Below are 21,445 nucleotides of genomic sequence, written 5' to 3'. Positions count from 1 at the left end.
GCTCACCCCTCCTTACTGCTCGTCTTTCTTCGGCCAGTATCTCTCGATCAGCTCCGGTTTGATCCGTTTCAGCTCCGCCTTGGGCAGGATGCTCAGCAGCTCCCAGCCCAGATCCAGCGTCTCCTGGATGGAGCGGTTCTCCTCATAGCCCTGGTTCACGTAACGCCGCTCGAACTCGTCGGCGAACTTGGCGTACAGCAGGTCCGTGGGGGTCAGCGCCGCCTCGCCCAGGATGGACATCAGCTCCTTGTTGTCCTTACCGGTGGAGTACGCCGCGAAGAGCTGGTTCATGGTGTCGGCGTGGTCCTCCCGGGTCTTGCCCTTGCCCACGCCCTTATCCTTCAGACGGGACAGGCTGGGCAGCACGTCCACGGGGGGATGGATGCCCTGGCGGTACAGCGCGCGGGAGAGGATGATCTGCCCCTCGGTGATATAGCCGGTCAGGTCGGGGATGGGGTGGGTCTTGTCGTCCTCGGGCATGGTCAGGATGGGGATCAGGGTGATGGAGCCCTTCTTGCCCAGCTGGCGGCCGGCACGCTCGTACAGCGTCGCGAGGTTCGTGTACAGATAGCCGGGGAAGCCGCGGCGGCCCGGGACCTCCTTCTTGGCGGCGGAGACCTCACGGAGGGCCTCGGCGTAGTTGGTGATATCGGTCATGATGACCAGGACGTGCATGTCTTTCTCGAAGGCCAGGTACTCCGCGGCGGTCAGCGCCATGCGGGGCGTGGCGATACGTTCGACGGCGGGGTCGTTGGCCAGGTTGGAGAACAGCACGGTACGGTCGATCGCGCCGGTGCGCTTGAACTCGTTGACGAAGAACTCCGACTCCTCGAAGGTGATGCCGATGGCGGCGAAGACCACGGCGAAGTTGGCGCTCTCGTCGCCCAGCACCTTGGCCTGCCGGGCGATCTGCGCCGCCAGGTTGGCGTGGGGCAGGCCGGAGCCGGAGAAGATGGGCAGCTTCTGCCCGCGGACCAGGGTGTTCAGGCCGTCGATGGTGGAAACGCCGGTCTGGATGAACTCGTTGGGGTAGTCCCGGGCGGCGGGGTTCATGGGCAGGCCGTCGATGTCCCGGTACTCCTCCGGCAGGATGTCGGGGCCGCCGTCGATGGGACGGCCCATGCCGTTGAAGACGCGGCCCAGCATGTCGCCGGACACGCCCAGCTGGAGGGGATGGCCCAGGAAGCGGACCTTGGCGTCGGCCATGTTGATGCCGGCGGCGGACTCGAAGAGCTGGACCACGGCGGTGTCGCCGTTGACCTCCAGCACCTGGCCCCGGCGGGTGGAGCCGTCATGCAGCTCGACCTCGACCAGTTCGTTGTAGGTGACGTCCTCCACCATCCGGACCATCATCAGCGGGCTGACGATCTCCTCTACGGTCTTGTATTCTCGGATCATCAGTTGTCACCTCCCTGGGCGGCGATCTCGGCGATCTCCCGCTCCATCTCAGTCTGGAACTCCTCATAAGCCTTGACGTACTCGTCGGCGGGGACGCTCTTGGCGCGGCCGATCTTCTCCCGGACGGGGATGTCGAACAGCTTCATCACGTCCGCCCCCTTGGCGATGGCGTCCCGGCACAGGACCTCGTAGTGGAGGATCAGCGCCAGGAGCTTGCCCTGGCGGTCATAGCTGGAATAGCCGTCGATGTCCGTGAAGGCGTTTTGCTGGAGGAAGTCCTCCCGGACCATCCGGGCGACCTCCAGGGTGAGCTGATCGGCGGGGGACAGGGCGTCCTTACCGACCAGCTGGACGATCTCGTTCAGGCTGGCCTCCTGCTGGAGGATGCTCATGGCCTTGCCCCGGTCCTTCATGAACGCCTCGCCGAAGTTCTCGTCGAACCAGGGCTTCAGGGTATCCAGGTACAAAGAGTAGGAGTTCAGCCAGTTGATGGCGGGGAAGTGGCGCTTATAGGCCAGGGACGCGTCCAGGGCCCAGAAGACCTTGACGATCCGCATGGTGGCCTGGGACACGGGCTCGCTGAGGTCGCCGCCCGGGGGGGAGACCGCGCCCACGGCGGTCAGGGAGCCCCGGCGCTCGTCGGAGCCGATGCACTCCACGCTGCCCGCGCGCTCGTAGAACTGGGCCAGGCGGGAGCTGAGGTAGGCGGGGTAGCCCTCCTCGCCGGGCATCTCCTCCAGACGGCCGGACATCTCGCGGAGGGCCTCGGCCCAGCGGGAGGTGGAGTCGGCGATGACGGCCACGTCGTAGCCCATGTCACGGAAATACTCGGCGATGGTGATGCCGGTGTAGACGGACGCCTCGCGGGCCGCCACGGGCATATCGGAGGTGTTGGCGATCAGCACCGTGCGCTTCATCAGCGACTCGCCGGTGCGGGGATCCTTCAGCTCGGGGAACTCCCGGAGGACGTCGGTCATCTCGTTGCCGCGCTCGCCGCAGCCGATATAGATCACGATGTCCACGTCGGACCACTTCGCCAGCTGGTGCTGGACCACGGTCTTGCCGGAGCCGAAGGGGCCGGGGACGGCGGCGGTGCCGCCCTTGGCGATGGGGAACATGGTGTCGATGATCCGCTGGCCGGAGCACAGGGGACGCTCGGGGGAATACTTCTTCTCATAGGGCCGGCCGATACGGACGGGCCACTTCTGCAGCATGGTCAGGGGGACGTCTTTGCCGTCCTCCGTGGTCAGCACCGCCACGGTGTCCTCCACCGTGTAGCTGCCGCTCTGGATGCTCTTGATGGTGCCCTTCAGGCTGGGGGGCACCATGATCTTGTGGAGCACCACCGAGGTCTCGGGCACCGTGCCGATCACGTCGCCGCCGATGACCTTGTCGCCGGCTTTGACCGTGGCGGTGAAGTCCCACTTCTTCTCGTGGTCCAGGGCGGAGACTTCCACGCCGCGGGTGATGTTGTTGCCGTGGACCTTCTCCATGATCTTCTCCAGGGGACGCTGGATGCCGTCATAGATGCCCTCGATCATGCCGGGGCCAAGCTCCACGCTCATGGGCGCGCCGGTGGTCTCCACCACGGCGCCGGGGCCCAGGCCGGAGGTCTCCTCGTAGACCTGGATGGAGGCGGCGTCGCCCTTCATGGTCAGGATCTCGCCGATCAGGCGCTGGGGTCCGACGCGGACCACGTCGGACATGTTGGCGTCCGACAAGCCCGTGGCGACGACCAGCGGCCCGGATACTTTCACTACTTTGCCGCTCAAATTTATGCAACCTTCTTTCTCGCCGTCGCAAGTTCCGCTGGGCCCCGCCCCCGGCCCTGCCGGGGACCGCGCCCGCTCCCTCGCTCCTCCTCTCCCCGCCGGCCCGGTCCGTCAGGCTCCGGCAGGGGGCTGTCCGCCCCCGCAGCGGGGATCGGAGATACGACGTAAAAATTTTACAAAATGTCTGCGCCGACCGCGCGCTCGATCGCTCTTTGGATGTTGTTCTTCCCGATGCCAAGGGAGCCCTGGCGCCCGGGTATCAGGATGATGGCGGGCCGGAGCTCGTCCTTATAACGGGCCAGCACGTCCTCCATCCCCTGGGCCAGCTGCTCGGTGAGGTAGATCACGGCGCAGTCTCCCTTCGCCAGCTCCCGGACCTTCTCCCTGGCCTCCGCCACGTCGGTGACGGGGTAGGTATCCAGTCCCAGGGCCCGGAAGCCCATGACGGACTCCCAATCGCCGATGGCGGCGATCTGATAGGTCATAGCCATATTGTCACCTCACCGCCTTACACATAGCTGCTGCGCAGACGGGAACGGATCACGTCCGCGCTCAGGCCGGCGCCCCGGCCCATCAGCAGGATGCGGATGTTCGTATACTCCGTCTCCCGCGCCGCCAGATACCCCAGCAGCGGGGCCTCGCCGAAGGGCACGAACTGCGCCCCGGCCAGATAGTCGCCCACCGCGTCGTCGCACAGCTTCTCGAAGGCCGTCAGCGCTCCGCCCCGGAGGGCCTCCGCCCCGGCTTCCGCCGCCGCCTGGAGGGCGGTGGGGCCGTAAAGCTCCGCAAGGCCGCTGCCGCCGGCGTTCCCGGCGGCGGCCACGGCGTCCGTACCGATGTCGCCGCCCTCCAGCAGGACGGTCTTCAGGAAGTCCGCGCTCTTGCCCATCCGCAGCGTCCGGATCAGGGAGCGGAGGTTCGCCGCGTCGATCTGCATCTTGACGTAGCCCGCCAGGAAGGCGCTCCCCGTCTCCTCCGCCAGGGCCATCATCTCCTGATAGCACCAGCGGTCCAGCACGATGTCGCTGAGCTGGGGATCGCGGGTGCTGTCCAGCACCCCCTTGGCCTCCGCCGCCGCGGCGGCGAGGCCCTCCGGCAGCTCGTCCAGCCTCCCGGTCTGCACGGCCTCCTTCAGCGCCGCCGCCGGGACGCGGCCCATATCCATCAGCATGGAGTCGGGGCTGGTGTCCATGGCCGCGGCTTTCAGGACGGCCTTGATGTTGTGGTAGTCATACTTCAGCTTGAAAACGTCGATATACCTGGGGTCCGGCGCACCGTCGGCCAGGTCGGTGAGCGTGGCCTCCCGCGCCGCCGACAGGGCGGCGTCGATGGTCTCGGGGCTGCGGGCGTCCAGCTCGGGATACCCACACTCCTGGAGGACCTTGACGGCTTCCTCCTGGCTGCGGGCCTCCAGCACCTGTTCCATCCGTTCCCGTGTCAGGAGCCCGGTCTCCATGGCCTTGATGCGGGCGGAGATCGCCAGGTAATCGGTGTCTTTGATTTTTTTAGCCAAGACACTCCCTCCTTGTCATGAGAACAGCTTCTTCACCACTTCTCCCGCAGTCTCCGCCTTCTGGAGACGGATCAGGGTATCGAACGCGCAGTTGACCTCCACGTTCTCGGAGCGGAGGATGAAGCCGCCCTGGATGGGACGGGTCTCGCCGGAGAGGGTCAGGCCCTTCTTGCCGTCCTTGTTGGCTTTGTCCACGGCGGCCTTGCCCACCTTGAGGCGGTCCTCCTCGGAGAAGATGACCTCCTCCTTGCCGGTGGAGGACGCCTGGACCAGCAGCCCCGCCAGCACGGCGGTGTACTCCGCCTGCGGCAGGGAGCACAGCTTCCGCAGGGCCAGATCGTAGGCCTGCTCCACCATCTCCTGCTTCGCGGCCAGGGCGGCCTTCCGGGCCTCCATCTGGGCCGTGCCCGCAAGGCGCTCCTCCCGCTCGGCGGCGGCTTTCTTGTTCTTCGCATCCAGGTCCGCCGCCTCGGCGTCGGCCTGGGCCTTGTACTTGGCGGCGATCTTCTCCGCCTCGGCCCGGGCCTCGCCCAGCACCCGGTCGATCTCGGCCTGGGCGTCGGCTTGGATGCGCTGGGTGATCTTTTCAATCCCGTTCATGGTCGAATCCCCTTTCTTCGGGGCTCATCAAGAAATATTGATGATCATCAGCATGGAAGCCAGCAGAGACAGGATGGCGTAGAACTCCACGGTGATGCAGAGCACCATGCCCTTGGACCAGTCGTCGGGCTTCTTGGCCAGGATGTTGATGGAACCGGCGGCCACGCGGCCCTGGGCGATGGCGGAGAACAGGCCGCCCAGCGCCATGGGCAGGCACGCGACGAGGTACTGCATCCCCTGGGCCACGGTCATCTGGGGCAGCTCGCCGCCCAGCAGGCCCATGGAGAAGATGGCGAAGAACCAGACCACCAGGCCGTACAGGCCCTGGGTGCCGGGGATGACCTGGAGGATCATGACCTTACCGAACTTGCTGGGGTCCTGGCACAAAAGGCCGGTGCCCGCCTCGCCGGCGATGCCGGTGCCCTTGGCGGAGCCGATGCCGGGCAGCACCGCCGCCAGGCCCGCGCCCAGCAGCGCCAGGGCCAGGCCGCCGATGGTGCCCAGGAAGCCGATCGCCTGCTGCATCTCGATCAATTGAGTCATTTCTTCCATTGTAGTGTTCCTCCTAAAATAAATTACTTCGTGATGTCCACGTATTTGGTCTCCATGGCCAGGGGCCGGAAGGGCTTGCCGCCGTCCTCATAGAACTTGCCGAAGTACTCCAGGCACTGCAGCCGGAGGTCGTGGACGTAGCAGCCCAACAGGTTCAGCGCGAAATTCAGCGCGTTGCCCGCCAGGGAGATCACCAGGAAAATGACGATGTTGCCGGGGATCGCGCCCAATGTATTGAACACCTGGGCGATGACGCTGCCCGCCAGCATCAGCGCCATGAGACGGGCGTAAGACAGGATGTCGCCGAAGTAGCCCGTGACATGGTTGTAAAGGGAGCCGAAGATGCCCATGATCTTGCCGAAGCCCTGGCCGGTGACCAGGGGGCCGATGACGATCAGGGCCAGGCCCGCGTAAAGCACCAGGTCCGTCACGCCCAGGGCCATCAGGCCGATGCCCGCGAAGACGATCCACCACGTGACCTCTTCGAAAACGGCGTCCAGCACCTGCCCGGCCCGGAGCTTGCGGATGAAGCTGACGGCCATGCCGGTGACGATCTGCACCAGCCCCAGGGCCATGGCCCCCACGAGGATCATCAGCGTGTCGTTCAGCGGGGTGAAGAGGGCCGGCAGGGCGAAGTCCCCTCCGGTGGTGAGCTTCACCACCTGGGTCAAAAAGTCTCCGAAGAAGCCGCCCGTCAGCGCGCCCCAGAAGAAGGTGGACACGCCGCACAGCTGCAGAAGGCCCATCATGTGGCCCATGGTGCCCTTGGGGCGGTACTTCTTCGCCACGATGGTCCCCGCCAGGAACATCAGGATGCCGTAGCCCATGTCCGCCATCATGATGCCGTAAAACAGGATGAAGAACGGCGCCATCAGGGGGTTGGGGTCCACGTTGTTGTAGGCGGGGAGGGAGTACATCTCCGTCACCATGTTCAGCGGCTTGGTGAACCAGTTGTTCTTCAGCTTGACCGGCACGTCGGGGACATCCTCGTCCGTGGGGTCGCTGGCCTCCCAGGCGCAGCCCATGCTCTCCAGCAGGGACTGGACCTCGCCCAGGCTCTCCGCCGGGGCCCAGCCCTCGAAGAAGACGATGGTCCCGTCGGTGAGGAGGCGCTCGGTGTTCTGGTCCTCCGCCGCCTCGGCGCTGAGCCGGTCGGCGTAGAGCCGGAGGGCGTCCCGCTTGCCGGCCAGGGCGGCGATGGCGGCCTCGGCCTCCTGCCGCCGCTTTTGGCCCGCGGCGATCGCCGCGTCGATGTCGGCGACGTTCTTCGCCGCCGTGCCCGTGACGCCCTGGAAGGCCGTCACGCTGAAGCCATGGGGCCGCAGGACCTCCAGGGCCTCTTCCTCCGCCGCCCGGTGGGCGATCAGGAGGCAGCAGCGCTGCTGCTTGTCCGCGCTGACCTCATAGAGCTCCGCCGCCGTCCCCGCCAGCTCACTGCGGATGGCGGCGGTGTCCGCCGCGCCGGGGAGGACCCCCAGCCGGAAGACGGCGTTGGCCGTCCCGCTGAGCTCCAGGGGCATGTCCAGGGGGACCCAGGGCATCAGCCCGGCCTTCCGGCTCTGGAGGCGCCCCTCCTCCCCCTGCAGGCGGGAGATGTCCTGGATGCGGCCGTCGATCTGCCTGCTGACGGCCCGGGCCTCCTCCAGCGTCCCGGCGGAGAGGAACTCCTCCTGGGACACCGGGCGGCGCTGGATGAACAGCCCGTCCTTGGTCCCGCCGTAGCGTTTCAGGGCGTCCAGGGCGGCGCCGGCCTCGCCCTGCTCGTTCTTGGTCTCCGCCAGTGTGGAGGTCTCCCGCCGCAGCAGGTCTGCCCAGGCGGGGTCCGCCAGTCTGCCGGCGGGCTCGCTGATCTCCACACAGCCCAGGCGCAGCAGCTCCCGCAGGAGCGCGTCCCGGCTGTCGGCCATGGCCATGACGCGGAGCTTCTTCATTTTTACAATGGCCATCTCAGTTGCTCACAACCCTTCCGACAATAAACTCCGCGGCGGCATCCAGACGCTCACGCGCAGCGTCCCGCAGGGCGGCGGCGTCCTCCTCCGCGGCCCGGGCGGTCTCGGCGGCCCGCTCCGCGGCCCGCTCCTCCGCCTGGCGCAGGAGCTCACGGCCGGCTTCCGCCGCCTCGGTCCTCCGCCTCTGCAAGAGCGCCTGACCTTCCTTCTCGGCGTCCGCGACGATCTGCTTCGCCTCCGCCTCGGCGGCCGTCCGGCGTTCCCGGGCCTCGTCCTCCACCTGCGTCACCTTTTCGATCGCTTCCAGGGACATTCGTTCTCACCTTCTCTCCATGTGCCATCCAGCCCGGCGGTGACTACCCTCCGGACCGCATAGTCATTCTTTTATCAGTATAGGCCAAGCAGTCCTGTTTTGCAAGGGAATTTTTGTTAAAGCCCTGAAAAGGAACGCGTCCGCGCCCCAAACCGCCGCCTCCGGGACGGGATCTGCGCCGCCGGGACGCTTTTTCTCCGGCGCGGAACTTGTCAAGATCGGTCGAAGGTGCTATAATACCTCCCAAAATCCGTGAATCGTTCAATGGGAAGTGGATCTTCGATGTTTGCTTTGAAGGAATGGTCCTTGGCGGCCCTTTTGGCGCTCTGCCTTTGTTCGACGCCGGTCCGGGCGCTGGAGGCGGAGGAGCCCTCCCAGGCGGGGCGGGTGGTGCTCCAGGCGCTGGGACAGATGGGCTTCACAGAGGGGGACGATGAGTACACGCCCTTCGGCGTGCGCTACGGCTACCCGAACGGCTATTGGTGCGACATGTTCGTCTCCTGGTGCGCCGATGAGGCCGGGATCCCCAAGGAGGCGTTCCCCCGTTCCGTCAACTGCGCCCGGCACTGCCGGGCGTTCACGGGCCTGGGCCGATACTACGCCAGCGCCTCCAGAGGGGGCACGTATCTCCCGCAGCAGGGGGACCTGGTCCTCTTCCACAACGACTCCGGCAGGATCCATCATGTGGGCCTGGTGCTGTACGTGGAGGACGAGACCCTCTTCACGATCGAGGGCAACGCTCTGACGACCCGCTGGGACTACCCCGCCGCCCAGGTCTCCGAGGCCCGGGCGCCGGAGGAGGAGCCCAACGACTACGTGACCGTGAACCGCTACCCCATAGCGGACCGGCGGCTCCACGGCTACGCCGTGCCCGCCTACTCCAGCCGGGAGCCGCTGGCGCTGGAGGGCTTCGTGGACCTGGGGCGCTATGCCTGCGCCAGGGAGCAGATCGACGCCGTGGCGGCCTCCGGCCTGATGGCGGGCACCAGCAGCCACACCTTCTCCCCCAGGGCGGGGATGGCCCGCGGGGAGTTTTTGCAGACCGTGCTGGACCTGTACGGCTTCGCCGGGTGGACGGAGGACACCGTCCCCTTCAGCGACGTGCCCCCGGGGCACGCGTATCACAGCGCCGTCATGACCGCCCGCTCCGCCGGCCTCCTGCCCCAGACGGAGGAGGACGCCTTCCACCCGGACCGCTGGATCTCCGGGGAGGAGGCCCAGGCCATCCTCTCCGCCCTGCTGCAGCGCATGGGGCTGGAGGACCGGACCTTCGTCTTCACGCCGGGGGACCTCTCCCAGATCCTCACGCCCTATACTACGCGGGGGGACATCGCCCAGGCGCTGTACCAGCTCCGGGAGGACGCGCCCCTGACGACGGAGGACTTCGACAGCCTGCTGGCCCTGGGCGGCGCTCCCCTGGGCCGGTCCGCCCGGACGCTGGACGGGATCTGCTACGTCCCGCTGTCCTTCCTGCAAGAGCATTTCCCGGAGCTGACCGTCCCGGACCCGCCTGCCGGACCGGCTCCGGCGGACGAACCTCCCGGCGCGGACGGAGAGGCCCGGCCGTCCGCGCCCTCCGGTGAAGACGAAGAGGACGGGATGGCTGGCGAAGGCGAAGAGGACGGGACCCCCGGCGCCGTCCGCCGGGCGCTGACCCTGGAGGCTCAGGGCAATTCCCTCCAGGCGCAGGGCTTCCTCTGGAACGGCACATTGTACATCCCGGTGAAGGAAGCGGCCGCCCTGCTGCACGTGCGGCCAGGGGCCCCCGCTTGAACCGGACGGGGCGCGGTCCCTGACGCGGCAAGGCGGGCGGCGGCCCCCCTCACGGATGCGGGCATCCGGCCTGCGGGTCCTAAAAAAGCGCGGCATGGCCGATCGGCCATGCCGTGTTTTTTGATGGCGGTCCGTCTCCGGCCCTCTACCTGGACGGCGGGCATTTGCGCAGGATCCGCCGGTAAGGCGCTTCCTCCGCCGCCGCCCGAGTGACGGCCTCCAGCTCCCCGGCCCGGATCATGGCCTCCACGCGGCAGGCAGCCAGGCCGTCGCCGATGCCCAGCCGGTGACGGCCCAGCACCTGGCCGATGAGCACGGCTTCGCGGAACTCCTCCGGCATCCGGGCCAGCTCCCGGCGGATGAAGCCGTCGTAGAACTCCTCCGGCACGCTGCTCAGCCGCCCGTTCACGACGGCCCGGAGCGGGGCGTCCTCCTCCTGGAGCTCCCGCCACCGGTGGGCGGCGGCGCGGATGGATGCCGGGGACGCGGGCCGTTCCAGAGGGAGGAACGCCTGCCAGCTCTCCGGGCGGACATCGCCCCAGCCGGTGTGCTCTTCCACGACGCCGTCCTCCCGCTGTTCGTACCGGGGCAGCTTGACGGCGCCGACAGGGCCGCGACGGTCCCCCAGGCCGTCCAGCCGGGAGAGCAGCCAGAGGAAGGCGCACGCCTCGTCCGGCTCGTCGCTGTACCAGATCCGGACCGCTTCGCCCTCCGCCGAGCGGGCGAGGATGGCCTCCAGAGAGACGGCGGCATCCTCCATCAGCCGATCCACCCGCCCCGGGGCCTCGGCCTCCGGCTCGGAAGCGCGGCACAGCTCCAGGAGGGCGGCGCGGCGCAAAGCGCCGGGGACGTCCTCCGAGATGCTGCCCACGCTCAGGCCCAGGCTGAGGCTGTATATGTCCTCGAGGCGGGAGAAGCGGGCGCACCGCATGCCCCCGCGGGCGCTGCTGCTGAATACGACATCGAACATGAAACGGCCTCCTCAAACGAACGTCAAGGCAGAAGGTCCACGGCCAGCGGGCACAGCAGGGCGGTCATGATGCCCGCCACGGCGATGGACAGGCTGCTCATGGCCCCCTCCACCGGGCCGATCTCCAGGGCCCTGGCGGTGCCGATGGCATGGGAGGCGGTGCCGATGCCCACGCCCTTCGCCACGGGGTCCTCGATCCGGAACAGCCTGCACACCGCCTGGGCGCTGAGGTTCCCGAAGATGCCCGTCAGGATGATGACGGCGGTGGTCAGCGTCGGGATGCCGCCCAGCTCCCCGGAGACGTCCGCGCCGATGGCGGTGGTGACGGATTTGGGCAGCAGGCTGACCGCGGCGGCCCGGTCCATCCGGAAGGCCCAGGCCAGGATCAGGATGGCCCCCACGCTGACCACCGCTCCGGCGGCGATGCCGGAGAGGATGGCGGCGGCGTTCTCCCGCAGGGCCTCCCACTGCTCGTAGAGAGGGACCGCCAGGCTGACCGTGGCGGGGAGGAGCAGATAGCTCACCGGGGCGGCGCTGGCCTGATAGTCCGGGTAGGGGATCTGCAGGAGGCGGAGGAAGAGGATGACGAACAGGCTCCCCAGCAGCAGGGGGTTGCACCACGCCTGCCGGGCCTTCTTTTGGAGGAAGCTCCCCAGGGCGAAGGCCCCCAGCGTCAGCAGCACGCCCCAGACGGCCCCTCCCGTCAGCAGCTCACTCATGCCGCGCCCCCTTCCGGCGGATGACCGCCTGGGTGACCCATCCGGCGGCGGCCATGACCAGCACCGTCACCAGGGCCACGGCGAGCACGGCGGGGAGCCAGATTTGGGCCAGCAGCGCCTCCAGCTCCATGATCCCGGCGGCGCCGGGGACGAAGAGCAGGGGGAAGACGGCGATCAGGAACCTGGCCGTCTCCTTCACCTGCTCCAGCTCCACCAGGCCCGTCCTCAGGGCCGCCAGCAGCAGGGCCAGCCCGTAGATGCTGGCGGGGATGGGGAGGGGAAGGAGGCTGTGGAGGACCTCCCCCAGGAAGCAGAAGGCCAGGATGCGGAGGAATTGGGATATGTATCTCATAAAAGCACCTCGGATCGAAAAACTCCGGCGGGACAGGCCGGTGGTCCGGTCCCTATTATATCGGACCGGGGCGCGGTTGTAAAGGGAGACCTATCCCGCGGCGGCGGAGCATCGCATCCGGGGAGACGCCGCGCCATCGAGATGAAGTCCGGTCCCAAAAGGCGGAGGGCATCCGTTTGGATGCCCTCCGCCTCCTCTCTCCTACCCGCGGAAGGCGGCGCGTCATGGCGCGCCGCCGCATGGGGCCCTCTCACGGCCCGGCCCTCCATCAGCGGCGGACATCCGCGCGGTCCGTCCCGGGAGGGACGAGGCCCTCTAAGACCTTCCCCATCCCCTCCGCGAAGGCCCGATGCCCTCCCTCAGAAAAGTGGACGCCGTCGAAGCTGAGCTCCACGTCCCACAGGCCCGCGTCCGCGAAGGGGATGCCCAGCCGCCGGGCCAGCGCCTCATAGCAGCCCGCCAGCCGCCGCGACTCCTCCCGCGTCCCAGGGTCGTCCACCCAGGTCCCCGGTCCCATGGGCGGCGGAGCGGTCAGCAGGACCTTGCAGGATGCGGGCGCTCCCTCCAGCAGCGCGGTCAAGGCCCGCTCCATCTGCTCCGCACAGGCTTCGGCGCTGGGGACGGGCCGCTGGAGCAGGTCGTTGCTCCCCAGCATGACCACGACCGTCCCCGCCTCCGCACGGTGCACCGCCTGGACCAGCGCGTCGATATCTCGACGCCGCCACGGGATGCAGCGGCCGTTCTCCCCCTCGTTGATGAGGTCCCAGCCCGCCTCCCCCAGCAGGGCCGTCCAGCGGACGGACGCCGGGTAACGCCCGCCCAGATAGGACCTTGGGTCGTATCCGTATGTGTTGGAATCGCCGAAGCACACGATCCGATGGCCCACCGCTGTCACCGCCTCACTCGATCTCGGTCCCCCGCCCGATGCCGGCGCGGGGCGGGAGGCCCCTCCCCGGCCCCGCCGGGGGCGGGGGTCCGTTGTCCGTCCCTCCCCCGGGCGGACGGCGGAGCAGATCACGCGGCATCCGCCCCTTTGGCGGGACGCCGCCGCTCCACCCCCGCCGGCCGGGCGTTAGATGCGTCCCTCTCTCACCGCCTGCAGCAGTCCCTGGCATCCGGCCAGCACATCCTGCCAGGTGGTCTCGAAGTCGCCCGTGTACCAGGGGTCGGCCACATCGCCCGGGCGGTCGGTGAACTCCATCAGCAGATGGATCTTGCCGTCACGATCGCCGCCGCAGATGCGGCGCATATCCCGCAGGTTGGCTCCGTCCATCCCGATCAGGAGGTCGTATCGATCGAGGTCTTCGCTTTTCAGCCGGCGGGCCGTTTTGCCGGCACAGCCGATGCCATGCTCGGCCAGCTTGCGCCGGGCGGGCGGGTAGACCGGTTCACCGATCTCCTCGGCGCTGGTGGCGGCGGAGGCGATCTGGAACCGGTCCTCCAGCCCCGCCTTTTTCACCAGATCTTTCATCACGAACTCCGCCATCGGGCTCCTGCAAATATTCCCGTGGCACACAAAAAGGATATCGATCATCTGCTGCACACTCCATATCGTCGATCTTGCTCCAGTATAGCATACTCCCCCCGCGAAGTCGAGGGCGATCTCGAGATGCGTACCGGCAGCGGCGTCCCCGCTCCTGCCCGCTACTCGGATGGGCCGCGCAGCCCTGACCGCGGTCCATGGCGTCGGTCAAACAGCCTGATGGGAAAATAAGGGGGGAGCAGAGGAGGCCCTGGGACCATTGCGGTCCCGGGGCCTCCTCGGCAATAAGCGGTCAAGACCGATCTTCCCGGGAACTCTCTCCGCATCCCCGTCCCCTCCGCCGTGAGCCCGGCCAAGCAGGTCCCGGCAGGACGCGAAGAGATCCCCACCCGAGCGCAGTTCCCGGCGGAGCCGGGAACGGAGCGGCGGTGGGGATCTCTGAATTGGCGCGGAAGGAGGGATTTGAACCCTCGCGCCGGTTTTATCCAGCCTACTCCCTTAGCAGGGGAGCCCCTTCGGCCACTTGGGTACTTCCGCAGATCCTGATGCACTTTTGAAAAAATGGCGGAGAGAGTGGGATTCGAACCCACGGGCACTTGCGCGCCGCCGGTTTTCAAGACCGGTTCCTTCAACCACTCGGACATCTCTCCATCTCGAAGTCGCCATTTCTTGAACACGCATGATATTATAGCATGCTCCTCCCTTCTTGTCAACAAATATTCGCCAATTAAAACCGGGGTCATGCCCCCTTTCCAAAATGGACAGGCCCCTCCCTGGCATCCGCCAAAGAGCAGGCCCTATCCGCATCCGGTCCGGTACATCGCCCCCGCCTCCGGCGTCACGCCGTTGAGCCGCAGCAGTTCCTCCACCGTCACGAACCAATATCCCTCCGCCTGGAGGCGGTCCACCACCTTCAGCGCCGCGTCCACCGATGTAGGATAGATATCATGCAGCAGGATGATGCTGTTCGGCTCCACGGCCTCCATGATCTCCTGTACTACCTTCCCCGTGTTCCGGCTCTCCCAGTCCCGGGGATCCACGGACCACTTCACCAGGGGCACGCCGAAGCTGGCCTCCGTCCCGGTGTTCACCTGCCCATAGGGCGGCCGCAGCCAGTACTCTCCCCCGCCCAGCAGCGTCTCCAGGGCCGCTTCCGTCCGCTCCACCTCCTGGGCCGCCTCGTCCAGCGCCGCTCCATCCAGCCGCTGGTGGCTCCAGGTATGGTTCCCGATCTGGTGCCCCTCCTCTGCCATCCGGGCGACCAGGTCGGCATTGTCCTCGATCTGCTGGCCGATGAGGAAAAAGGTCGCCGTGGCCCCCCGCTCCTGCAGGCCGTCCAGCAAACGGCCCGTGGTCTCCCGCCGGGGACCGTCGTCGAAGGTCAGCGCCACATACTTCTCCCCCTCCGGGATCTCCGCCCCGCCCTCCGCGGGCACCGCCCCGCCGCCGCCGAGGCCCAGCACCGCCGCCAGCACGACCGCCGCCAGGATCGGACCGATCTTCTTCATCGCGCATCCCTCCCCTCATCTTTTCGGGTCTAGTATGCGCAGGCGTTTCGGTTTCCCCCTTGGAAATGCTTTCTTTTCGACCGGGCGATATAAAAGCCCTTTGTCATGAGCCTAGGTCCTCATGACAAAGGGCTTTTATCCTTGGGTCAGGTCACACCAGCTCGATCACCGCGGTCTCCGCGGCGTCGCCCCGGCGGACGCCGGTGCGGATGATGCGGGTGTAGCCGCCGTTGCGCTCCGTATAGTTGGGCGCGATCTCCTTGAAGAGCTTCTTGCAGACGTCCTCCCGGGTGATGAAGCTCATGGCCTGCCGGTAAGCGGCCAGGTCGCTCTTCTTGCCCAGAGTGATCATCTTCTCAGCCAGGGGCTTGATCTCCTTGGCACGGGTGACGGTGGTCTCCATCTTGCCGTGATCCAGGAAATCCGTGACCTGCTGACGCAGCATAGCCCTGCGCTGGTCAGAGGTCTTGCCAAGCTTTCGAGGCATTTCGGTTTCCTCCTTACTCGTTTTCTCTCAAACGGTCCTTCACCGTATTTACCGCCCGTGGGCGGCGCAAAAGGTCAGTTGTTCTCCTCGTCGGCCAGGTGCAGCCCCATCATCGCCAGCTTGTTGATGACCTCCTCCAGGGACTTGCGTCCCAGGTTGCGGACCTTCATCATCTCGTCCTCGGTCTTGGAGATCAGATCCTCCACCGTGTTGATGTTGGCCCGCTTGAGGCAGTTGAAGCTCCGGACGCTGAGGTCCAGCTCTTCGATGGTCATCTCCAGCACCTTGTCCCGCTGGGCTTCCGCCTTCTCCACCACAGTGGGGCGGCTGCCGACGTTCTCACTCAGGTCGGTGAACAGCGTGAAATGGTCGCAGAGGATCTTGGCTCCCAGAGAGACCGCATCCCGAGCAGAGATGGTCCCATCCGTCCAGACCTCCAGCGTCAGCTTGTCGAAGTCGCTGGAGGCGCCCACGCGGGTGGGCTCCACGGTATAATTCACCTTATACACCGGCGTGTAGATGGAATCTACTCCAATGGTGCCGATCACATTCTGCTGGGGCTTATTGCGGTCGGCGGGGACGTAGCCCCGGCCATGGGACAGGGTGATCTCCATGTTCAGAGCCGCCCCGTTGTCCAGTGTCGCGATGTGCAGATCCGGGTTCAGGACCTCCACCTCGCCGTCGGCCTTGATGTCGCCGGCGGTGACCACGCAGGGGCCCACCGCCTCGATGTAGACCGTCTTCACCGAGTCGCTGTGGAGCTTCGTCAGGAGGCCCTTGATGTTCAGGACGATCTCCGTCACATCCTCCTTCACGCCCGGGATGGTGGAAAACTCGTGCTGGACGCCGGCGATCTTGATGGTAGTCGGCGCGGTGCCGGGCAGCGAGGAGAGCATGATCCGCCGCAGGGCGTTGCCCAGCGTCGTGCCGTAGCCCCGCTCCAAGGGTTCCACCACGTATTTGCCATAGGTCACATCACCCGGCGCTTCGGTACATTCGATCTGGGGCTTTTCGATTTCAATCACGCAGTACCCTCCTTCATCTTCTCATCGCGGCGGCGGGGGACGCCGCCTCTTCATATGCCATTATCGAGGGTATCCTCCGCTTACTTGGAGTACAGCTCAACGATCAGGTGCTCCTCCACGGGGATATCGATATCCTCACGGGCGGGAAGGCGGGTCACGGTGCCCTTCAGCGTGTTCTTCTCCCGTTCCAGCCAGGCGGGCAGGAGGAAGATGGGTGCGTCCTGTCCGGTGAGGCGCTTGAAGACCTCGGAGGAGCGGCTGTTCTCCGCCACTTCGATGACGTCGCCGGCCTTCACCTGATAGGAGGGGATGTCGACCTTTTTGCCGTTGACAGTGAAATGGGCGTGGTTCACCAGCTGGCGGGCCTGGCGGCGGGTCATGGCGAAGCCCATGCGGTACACGACATTGTCCAGACGGCGCTCCACATTGATCAGCAGGTTGTCGCCGGTCTTGCCGGGGGCGGCGGCGGCGGCCTCATAATAGCTGTGGAACTGCTTTTCCAGGATGCCGTAGATGAACTTGACCTTCTGCTTCTCGTTCAGCTGGATGCCATACTCGCTCTTCTTCTTCCGCATCTGGCCGCCGGGGTTCCGGTTGGTCTCCTTCTTGGCATAGCCCATGACGGCGGGAGAGATGCCCAAAGCCTTGCAGCGCTTGGCGATCGGCTGCATATTCCTTGCCATATTGCTTCTTACCTCCTCTTTCGATCAGACGCGGCGGCGCTTCGGCGGACGGCAGCCGTTGTGGGGGATGGGGGTGACGTCCTTGATCATGGTCACCTCCAGGCCCACGGCCTGCAGCGCCCGGATGGCGGCCTCGCGGCCCTGGCCGGGGCCCTTGACGAACACTTCCACGGTCTTCAGTCCGTGCTCCATCGCGGCGCGGGCGGCGGTCTCCGCCGCGGTCTGGGCCGCGAAGGGGGTGGACTTCTTGCTGCCCCGGAACCCGAGGCCGCCGGAGGAGGCCCAGGAGATGGCGTTGCCCTGGGAGTCGGTGACGGTCACCATGGTGTTGTTGAAGGAAGAACGGATATGGACCTGACCACGCTCGATGTTCTTCCGCTCGCGGCGGCGGCGGATGACTTTCTTGCCGCCGGATTTCTGTGCTGCCATATTGTTTCTCCCTCCTTACTTCTTCTTGTTGGCGATGGTCTTCTTGGGACCCTTACGGGTGCGGGCGTTGGTCTTGCTGCGCTGGCCGCGGACGGGCAGTCCCTTGCGGTGGCGCATCCCGCGGTAGCAGCCGATCTCGCTCAGACGCTTGATGTCCAGCGCGGTCTGGCGGCGGAGATCGCCCTCGACGGTGTAGTCGTCGATGGCGTCACGGAGCTTCTGCTCGTCGGCGTCGCTGAGGTCCTTCACCCGGGTGTCGGGGTCCACGCCGGACTTCGCCAGGATGTCCTTCGCGCTCTTGCGGCCAATGCCGTAGATATAGGTGAGGCCGATCTCGATACGTTTATCCTTCGGCAGGTCAATACCGGCAATACGTGCCATACTTTCAAAGCACCTCCACTTTCAAATGTCAGCCCTGTCTCTGCTTGTGCTTGGGGTTCTCGCAAATGACCATGACGCGGCCTTTGCGGCGGATGACCTTGCACTTTTCGCACATGGGCTTCACAGACGGTCTAACTTTCATAGGTCCAAACCATTCCTTTCAGCTTCTCGTTCACTTGCTGCGCCAGGTGATCCGTCCTCGGGTCAGATCGTACGGGGACATCTCCACCGTGACCTTGTCGCCGGGGAGGATCCGGATGAAATTCATCCTGAGTTTCCCGGAAATATGCGCTAGGATCATGTGTCCATTCCCAATGTCAACCTGGAACGTCGTGTTGGGCAGGGCCTCCACCACAACACCTTCCACTTCGATCATATCGGATTTTGCCAAGCGTTATCCCTCCTGGTCCGGCCGGATCGCCTCGCGGAAGCCCGCGAGGGTCCTGCGAAGCTCACTGTTGGTGATCTTCTCCCCGCTCTTGATCTTTTCGGCGAGGCGGGTCTCATCCGCCGACACAAAGAGCACATGCCTGCGCTTCTTGCGCTTCGGGGACTCCACCTTTCTCGATTTTCCGTCCGCCAGCAGGAGGAACTCCCCTTCCGCAGCCAGGACGACGAAGAGCTTGCCCTTGTCGCGCCCCGCGTTGGAGCGGACGATGTTCGATCTCGCGATATCCATGCGTTCTCTCTCACCTGTTGTCAAATGGCGGGGGCCGTTAGGATCTCCGGCTCGCCATCCGTGATCAGGATCGTGTTTTCATAGTGGGCCGCCCACTTCCCGTCCGCGGTCTTCACCGTCCAGCCGTCGCTCAGCTGTGTGATGGCGGCGGCGCCTGCGTTGACCATGGGCTCGATGGCCAGGGTCATCCCCCGCAGCAGGCGGGGCCCATGGCCGGGTCGGCCGAAATTTGGGATCTCCGGCGATTCGTGCATCTTGGCTCCCACGCCGTGGCCCACGTATTCCCGGACCACGGAATAACCGTGCGACTCCACATATGCCTGGACCGCCGCGGAGATGTCCTGAAGACGCTGTCCCTCCCGGGCGAAGCGGATCCCCTCGAAGAAGCTCTGCCTGGTCACGTCGATCAGGTCCTGGGCCTCCGGAGAGATCTTCCCACAGGGGAAGGTGGCCGCGCAGTCTCCATGGAACCCCCCGATGTACGCGCCCACATCGATGCTGACGATATCGCCCTCATGCAGGACCCGTTTGCCGGGGATGCCGTGGATGATCTCGTCGTTGACGCTGATGCAGACGCTGGCGGGGAAGCCATTGTAATGGAGGAAGGACGGGACCGCCCCCTGTTTGCGGATGAACCGCTCCACCGCGTTGTCGATCTCTTGGGTCGTTACGCCGGGCTTTACCATTTCCCCTGCCAAGGCACGGGCAGCCGCGGTGATCTTTCCGCTCCGGCGCATCAATTCGATCTCATGGGGGGATCTGAGGGTGATCATCCCGTCATCTCCCCAAAACGCGGAGGATCGCCTGGGAATTGGCTTCCACAGTCGGCTGGTTCTCCACCGTCTTCAGCAGGCCCCGCTCGGCGTAGAACGCCTTGAGGGGCTCCGTCTCCTTATGATAGACCTCGAGGCGGGACTTGACCGTCTCGGGGGCATCATCCTTGCGCTGGATCAGTTTCCCGCCGCACTTGTCGCACACACCCTCGGCCTTCGGGGGCACGGCCACCACATGGTAGCTCGCGCCGCAGTCCGGGCAGACCCGGCGGCCGCTCATGCGCTCCATGATGGTCTCGTCGCTGACCTCCAGGGAGACCACGGCGTCGAAGACGATCCCGGCCTTCTCGATGGCCTCGGCCTGGGCGATCGTGCGGGGCACGCCGTCCAGGATATAGCCCTTCGCGCAGTCCGGCTCCGCCAGCCGCTCCGAGATGATGCCGATGATGACCTCATCGGGCACCAGCTGTCCCGCGTCCATGAAGGCTTTCGCCTTCAGGCCGGTGGGGGTGCCGTTCTTCACGGCGGCACGGAGGATGTTGCCGGTGGAGATGGTGGGGATATCCAGCTTCTCACACAGGATGTCGGCCTGTGTACCCTTGCCGGCGCCCGGAGCGCCCAACAGGATCAATTTCATCTCTAAAAACCTCCTGTATCCTGGGCGCGGGCGGGGCCGCGGGGCCCCACCCAGCGCCGTCGTTCGTTCCTCTTATTCCAGGAAGCCCTTGTACTGACGCATCAGCATCTGGGATTCCAGGGCCTTGACCGTCTCCAGCGCCACGCCCACCACGATGATGACGGAGGTGCCGCCGATGGCCACGGAGTTGTTGCCCAGGATCTTGCCGACGATCAGCGGGCAGATGGCCACGATGCCAAGGTAGATGGCGCCGAACAGGGTGATCTTGTTCAGCACCTTGCGGATGAAGTCCACCGTGGGCTTGCCGGGACGGAAGCCGGGGATGAAGCCGCCCTGCTTCTTCATGTTGTTGGCGATCTCCACGGGGTTGAACTGGATGCTGGAATAGAAATAGGCGAAGCCGATGATCAGGATGAAATAGACCACCATATAGACCACGGACTTCGTGTCGATGGCGTCATAGATGCTCCGGGACATGGTGCCCTCGGCGGGGATGCCCACGAAGCTCCAGATCGTGATCGGCAAAGAGGCGATGCTCTGGGCGAAGATGACGGGCAGGACGCCGGCCATGCTCACCTTCATGGGCAGGTTGCTGCTCTGGCCGCCGTACATCTTCCGGCCCACCTGGCGCTTGGCGTACTGCACGGGGATGCGGCGCTCCGCGTCGTTGATGAACACGATGAAGGCGATCAGGGCCAGGCCGCCCACCAGCAGCAGGACCACCGCCCAGGGGGCCATGGCGCTGTCCAGGACCTGCTGGGCCTGGTCGGCGGTATAGCCGGACTGGGTCAGGGACTCCAGCGTCATGGTGCCGCTGTTGACGGCGGACCACCGGCTGACGCCCTGGATCATGTTGGAGACCATGGTGGGGACGCGGGAGACGATGCCCGCGAAGAGGATGATGGAGATGCCGTTGCCCACGCCGAACTCGGTGACCTGCTCGCCCATCCACATCACGAAGGAGGAACCGGCGATGAAGGACACGATGATGACCAGAGCGGGCCAGATGCCGTCGGCCCCGGCGGCCAGGATGCCGTACCGCTTCATCATGAAGTAGTAGCCCACGGCCTGGAGGACGGCGATCGCCACGGTGGTGTAGCGGGTGATGGACTGGATCTTCTTCCGGCCCTCCTCGCCGCCGTCCTTCGCCAGCCGCTCCAGATAGGGGATGGCGACGGTGAGCAGCTGGATGATGATGGAGCTGTTGATATAAGGCTGGATGCTCAGGGCGAAGACCGTCGCCGTGGCGAAGGCGCCGCCGCTCATCACGTTGTAGAGCCCTAAGATCGTGGCGCCCATGCCGTTGAGCTGGGCCTCCAGCAGATCCGTGTTGATATAGGGGACGGTGATGGCATTGCCGATACGGAAGATCAGCAGGATCAGCAACGTGAAGACGATCTTCTTTTTCAGCTCGGGGATGGCCCAGGCTTTGCGAATCGTTTGGATCAC

General features: G+C 65.9%; 26 protein-coding genes and 2 tRNA genes. 1 reads left to right on the top strand and 27 read right to left on the bottom strand.

Features of this window, described 5'->3' with window-relative positions:
• Positions 1-12: 12 nt before the first annotated feature.
• The 8 genes from QZ332_RS03855 to QZ332_RS03820 all read right to left on the bottom strand — a co-directional run bounded on the left by QZ332_RS03855 (position 13) and on the right by QZ332_RS03820 (position 8,097).
• Positions 13-1,398 (bottom strand): V-type ATP synthase subunit B, encoded by a 1,386-nt coding sequence (locus QZ332_RS03855; protein WP_295762515.1) that lies wholly within the window; start codon positions 1,396-1,398, stop codon positions 13-15.
• A complete protein-coding gene (locus QZ332_RS03850) occupies positions 1,398-3,170 on the bottom strand; it encodes a V-type ATP synthase subunit A (protein WP_295762513.1) in 1,773 nt (590 codons plus the stop codon). The genes QZ332_RS03855 and QZ332_RS03850 overlap by 1 nt, the downstream gene beginning before the upstream one ends.
• A gap of 173 nt (positions 3,171-3,343) precedes the next feature.
• Positions 3,344-3,661 carry a V-type ATP synthase subunit F gene (locus tag QZ332_RS03845; protein ID WP_295762511.1) on the bottom strand — a complete coding sequence of 106 codons (318 nt, stop codon included), beginning with the start codon at positions 3,659-3,661 and terminating at the stop codon, positions 3,344-3,346.
• 17 nt (positions 3,662-3,678) lie between these two features.
• A complete protein-coding gene (locus tag QZ332_RS03840; RefSeq protein ID WP_295762509.1) occupies positions 3,679-4,683 on the bottom strand; it encodes a V-type ATPase subunit in 1,005 nt (334 codons plus the stop codon).
• Positions 4,684-4,698: 15 nt separating this feature from the next.
• On the bottom strand, positions 4,699-5,283 hold the full coding sequence (locus tag QZ332_RS03835) for a V-type ATP synthase subunit E (RefSeq protein WP_295762507.1): 585 nt from the start codon (positions 5,281-5,283) through the stop codon (positions 4,699-4,701).
• Between the two features lie 27 nt (positions 5,284-5,310).
• Positions 5,311-5,835: a V-type ATP synthase subunit K gene (locus QZ332_RS03830; RefSeq protein ID WP_295762505.1), complete on the bottom strand. Its 525-nt coding sequence runs from the start codon at positions 5,833-5,835 to the stop codon at positions 5,311-5,313.
• Positions 5,836-5,858: 23 nt separating this feature from the next.
• Entirely contained in the window at positions 5,859-7,766 is a 1,908-nt protein-coding gene (locus QZ332_RS03825; protein WP_295762503.1) for a V-type ATP synthase subunit I, read from the bottom strand.
• A gap of 16 nt (positions 7,767-7,782) precedes the next feature.
• Positions 7,783-8,097: a hypothetical protein gene (locus QZ332_RS03820; RefSeq protein ID WP_295762501.1), complete on the bottom strand. Its 315-nt coding sequence runs from the start codon at positions 8,095-8,097 to the stop codon at positions 7,783-7,785.
• 282 nt (positions 8,098-8,379) lie between these two features.
• Between QZ332_RS03820 and QZ332_RS03815 the strand changes: the two genes are divergently transcribed.
• On the top strand, positions 8,380-9,870 hold the full coding sequence (locus QZ332_RS03815) for an S-layer homology domain-containing protein (protein ID WP_295762499.1): 1,491 nt from the start codon (positions 8,380-8,382) through the stop codon (positions 9,868-9,870).
• A gap of 145 nt (positions 9,871-10,015) precedes the next feature.
• Here QZ332_RS03815 and QZ332_RS03810 read toward each other — a convergent pair whose 3' ends face one another.
• The 19 genes from QZ332_RS03810 to secY all read right to left on the bottom strand — a co-directional run bounded on the left by QZ332_RS03810 (position 10,016) and on the right by secY (position 21,445).
• Complete coding sequence (locus tag QZ332_RS03810) at positions 10,016-10,840, bottom strand: DUF3658 domain-containing protein (protein WP_295762497.1); 825 nt, start codon at positions 10,838-10,840, stop codon at positions 10,016-10,018.
• A 23-nt stretch (positions 10,841-10,863) separates the two neighbouring features.
• A complete protein-coding gene (locus tag QZ332_RS03805; RefSeq protein WP_295762495.1) occupies positions 10,864-11,559 on the bottom strand; it encodes an LrgB family protein in 696 nt (231 codons plus the stop codon).
• Positions 11,552-11,911, bottom strand: coding sequence for a CidA/LrgA family protein (locus QZ332_RS03800; RefSeq protein ID WP_295762493.1), 360 nt, complete (start codon positions 11,909-11,911; stop codon positions 11,552-11,554). Before QZ332_RS03800 ends, QZ332_RS03805 begins: the two co-directional genes overlap by 8 nt.
• A 268-nt stretch (positions 11,912-12,179) precedes the next feature.
• Positions 12,180-12,797, bottom strand: a complete 618-nt coding sequence (locus tag QZ332_RS03795; RefSeq protein ID WP_295762491.1) for a GDSL-type esterase/lipase family protein — start codon at positions 12,795-12,797, stop codon at positions 12,180-12,182.
• Positions 12,798-12,983: 186 nt separating this feature from the next.
• On the bottom strand, positions 12,984-13,445 hold the full coding sequence (locus QZ332_RS03790; protein WP_295762489.1) for a low molecular weight protein-tyrosine-phosphatase: 462 nt from the start codon (positions 13,443-13,445) through the stop codon (positions 12,984-12,986).
• Positions 13,446-13,838: 393 nt separating this feature from the next.
• A tRNA-Ser gene (locus QZ332_RS03785) sits at positions 13,839-13,931 on the bottom strand.
• Between the two features lie 25 nt (positions 13,932-13,956).
• Positions 13,957-14,044: transfer RNA gene (locus QZ332_RS03780), tRNA-Ser, on the bottom strand.
• A 147-nt stretch (positions 14,045-14,191) separates the two neighbouring features.
• A complete protein-coding gene (locus QZ332_RS03775) occupies positions 14,192-14,902 on the bottom strand; it encodes a polysaccharide deacetylase family protein (protein WP_295762487.1) in 711 nt (236 codons plus the stop codon).
• 151 nt (positions 14,903-15,053) lie between these two features.
• Positions 15,054-15,389, bottom strand: a complete 336-nt coding sequence (gene rplQ, locus QZ332_RS03770; protein WP_295762485.1) for a 50S ribosomal protein L17 — start codon at positions 15,387-15,389, stop codon at positions 15,054-15,056.
• Between the two features lie 74 nt (positions 15,390-15,463).
• Positions 15,464-16,414, bottom strand: a complete 951-nt coding sequence (locus QZ332_RS03765) for a DNA-directed RNA polymerase subunit alpha (RefSeq protein WP_295762483.1) — start codon at positions 16,412-16,414, stop codon at positions 15,464-15,466.
• An 80-nt stretch (positions 16,415-16,494) separates the two neighbouring features.
• Positions 16,495-17,097, bottom strand: coding sequence for a 30S ribosomal protein S4 (gene rpsD, locus QZ332_RS03760; protein WP_295762480.1), 603 nt, complete (start codon positions 17,095-17,097; stop codon positions 16,495-16,497).
• A gap of 24 nt (positions 17,098-17,121) precedes the next feature.
• Complete coding sequence (gene rpsK, locus QZ332_RS03755) at positions 17,122-17,526, bottom strand: 30S ribosomal protein S11 (protein ID WP_295753017.1); 405 nt, start codon at positions 17,524-17,526, stop codon at positions 17,122-17,124.
• Between the two features lie 15 nt (positions 17,527-17,541).
• Complete coding sequence (gene rpsM / locus QZ332_RS03750) at positions 17,542-17,907, bottom strand: 30S ribosomal protein S13 (protein ID WP_295762478.1); 366 nt, start codon at positions 17,905-17,907, stop codon at positions 17,542-17,544.
• Positions 17,908-17,935: 28 nt separating this feature from the next.
• Entirely contained in the window at positions 17,936-18,049 is a 114-nt protein-coding gene (gene rpmJ, locus QZ332_RS03745; protein WP_014116882.1) for a 50S ribosomal protein L36, read from the bottom strand.
• Between the two features lie 30 nt (positions 18,050-18,079).
• Complete coding sequence (gene infA / locus QZ332_RS03740) at positions 18,080-18,298, bottom strand: translation initiation factor IF-1 (protein ID WP_295734746.1); 219 nt, start codon at positions 18,296-18,298, stop codon at positions 18,080-18,082.
• A 3-nt stretch (positions 18,299-18,301) separates the two neighbouring features.
• Complete coding sequence (locus QZ332_RS03735; RefSeq protein ID WP_295762476.1) at positions 18,302-18,586, bottom strand: KOW domain-containing RNA-binding protein; 285 nt, start codon at positions 18,584-18,586, stop codon at positions 18,302-18,304.
• A gap of 20 nt (positions 18,587-18,606) precedes the next feature.
• Positions 18,607-19,359 carry a type I methionyl aminopeptidase gene (map, locus tag QZ332_RS03730; protein WP_295762474.1) on the bottom strand — a complete coding sequence of 251 codons (753 nt, stop codon included), beginning with the start codon at positions 19,357-19,359 and terminating at the stop codon, positions 18,607-18,609.
• Between the two features lie 4 nt (positions 19,360-19,363).
• The gene (locus QZ332_RS03725) at positions 19,364-19,996 is read right to left on the bottom strand and encodes an adenylate kinase (protein ID WP_295762472.1); all 633 of its coding nucleotides are present in this window, start codon (positions 19,994-19,996) and stop codon (positions 19,364-19,366) included.
• A gap of 72 nt (positions 19,997-20,068) precedes the next feature.
• A complete protein-coding gene (secY, locus tag QZ332_RS03720; RefSeq protein WP_295762470.1) occupies positions 20,069-21,445 on the bottom strand; it encodes a preprotein translocase subunit SecY in 1,377 nt (458 codons plus the stop codon).

It is taken from the genome of uncultured Oscillibacter sp., assembly GCF_910584465.1.
In the GTDB taxonomy this organism is placed as follows: Bacteria; Bacillota; Clostridia; order Oscillospirales; family Oscillospiraceae; genus Oscillibacter.
The sequence above is the reverse complement of the archived record's forward strand: the minus strand, read 5'-3'. Positions and strand labels throughout refer to the sequence as shown.

Coding starts and splice junctions, on each gene's coding strand:
- QZ332_RS03845 (WP_295762511.1), bottom strand. CDS start 3,661: ATGGCTATGACCTATCAGATCGCCGCCATCGGCGATTGGGAGTCCGTC.
- QZ332_RS03825 (WP_295762503.1), bottom strand. CDS start 7,766: ATGAAGAAGCTCCGCGTCATGGCCATGGCCGACAGCCGGGACGCGCTC.
- QZ332_RS03835 (WP_295762507.1), bottom strand. CDS start 5,283: ATGAACGGGATTGAAAAGATCACCCAGCGCATCCAAGCCGACGCCCAG.
- QZ332_RS03820 (WP_295762501.1), bottom strand. CDS start 8,097: ATGTCCCTGGAAGCGATCGAAAAGGTGACGCAGGTGGAGGACGAGGCC.
- QZ332_RS03855 (WP_295762515.1), bottom strand. CDS start 1,398: ATGATCCGAGAATACAAGACCGTAGAGGAGATCGTCAGCCCGCTGATG.
- rpsK (WP_295753017.1), bottom strand. CDS start 17,526: ATGGCAGCACAGAAATCCGGCGGCAAGAAAGTCATCCGCCGCCGCCGC.
- QZ332_RS03800 (WP_295762493.1), bottom strand. CDS start 11,911: ATGAGATACATATCCCAATTCCTCCGCATCCTGGCCTTCTGCTTCCTG.
- rpmJ (WP_014116882.1), bottom strand. CDS start 18,049: ATGAAAGTTAGACCGTCTGTGAAGCCCATGTGCGAAAAGTGCAAGGTC.
- QZ332_RS03815 (WP_295762499.1), top strand. CDS start 8,380: ATGTTTGCTTTGAAGGAATGGTCCTTGGCGGCCCTTTTGGCGCTCTGC.
- rplQ (WP_295762485.1), bottom strand. CDS start 15,389: ATGCCTCGAAAGCTTGGCAAGACCTCTGACCAGCGCAGGGCTATGCTG.
- QZ332_RS03790 (WP_295762489.1), bottom strand. CDS start 13,445: ATGATCGATATCCTTTTTGTGTGCCACGGGAATATTTGCAGGAGCCCG.
- QZ332_RS03725 (WP_295762472.1), bottom strand. CDS start 19,996: ATGAAATTGATCCTGTTGGGCGCTCCGGGCGCCGGCAAGGGTACACAG.
- QZ332_RS03775 (WP_295762487.1), bottom strand. CDS start 14,902: ATGAAGAAGATCGGTCCGATCCTGGCGGCGGTCGTGCTGGCGGCGGTG.
- map (WP_295762474.1), bottom strand. CDS start 19,359: ATGATCACCCTCAGATCCCCCCATGAGATCGAATTGATGCGCCGGAGC.
- QZ332_RS03735 (WP_295762476.1), bottom strand. CDS start 18,586: ATGGATATCGCGAGATCGAACATCGTCCGCTCCAACGCGGGGCGCGAC.
- rpsM (WP_295762478.1), bottom strand. CDS start 17,907: ATGGCACGTATTGCCGGTATTGACCTGCCGAAGGATAAACGTATCGAG.
- rpsD (WP_295762480.1), bottom strand. CDS start 17,097: ATGGCAAGGAATATGCAGCCGATCGCCAAGCGCTGCAAGGCTTTGGGC.
- QZ332_RS03830 (WP_295762505.1), bottom strand. CDS start 5,835: ATGGAAGAAATGACTCAATTGATCGAGATGCAGCAGGCGATCGGCTTC.
- QZ332_RS03805 (WP_295762495.1), bottom strand. CDS start 11,559: ATGAGTGAGCTGCTGACGGGAGGGGCCGTCTGGGGCGTGCTGCTGACG.
- QZ332_RS03810 (WP_295762497.1), bottom strand. CDS start 10,840: ATGTTCGATGTCGTATTCAGCAGCAGCGCCCGCGGGGGCATGCGGTGC.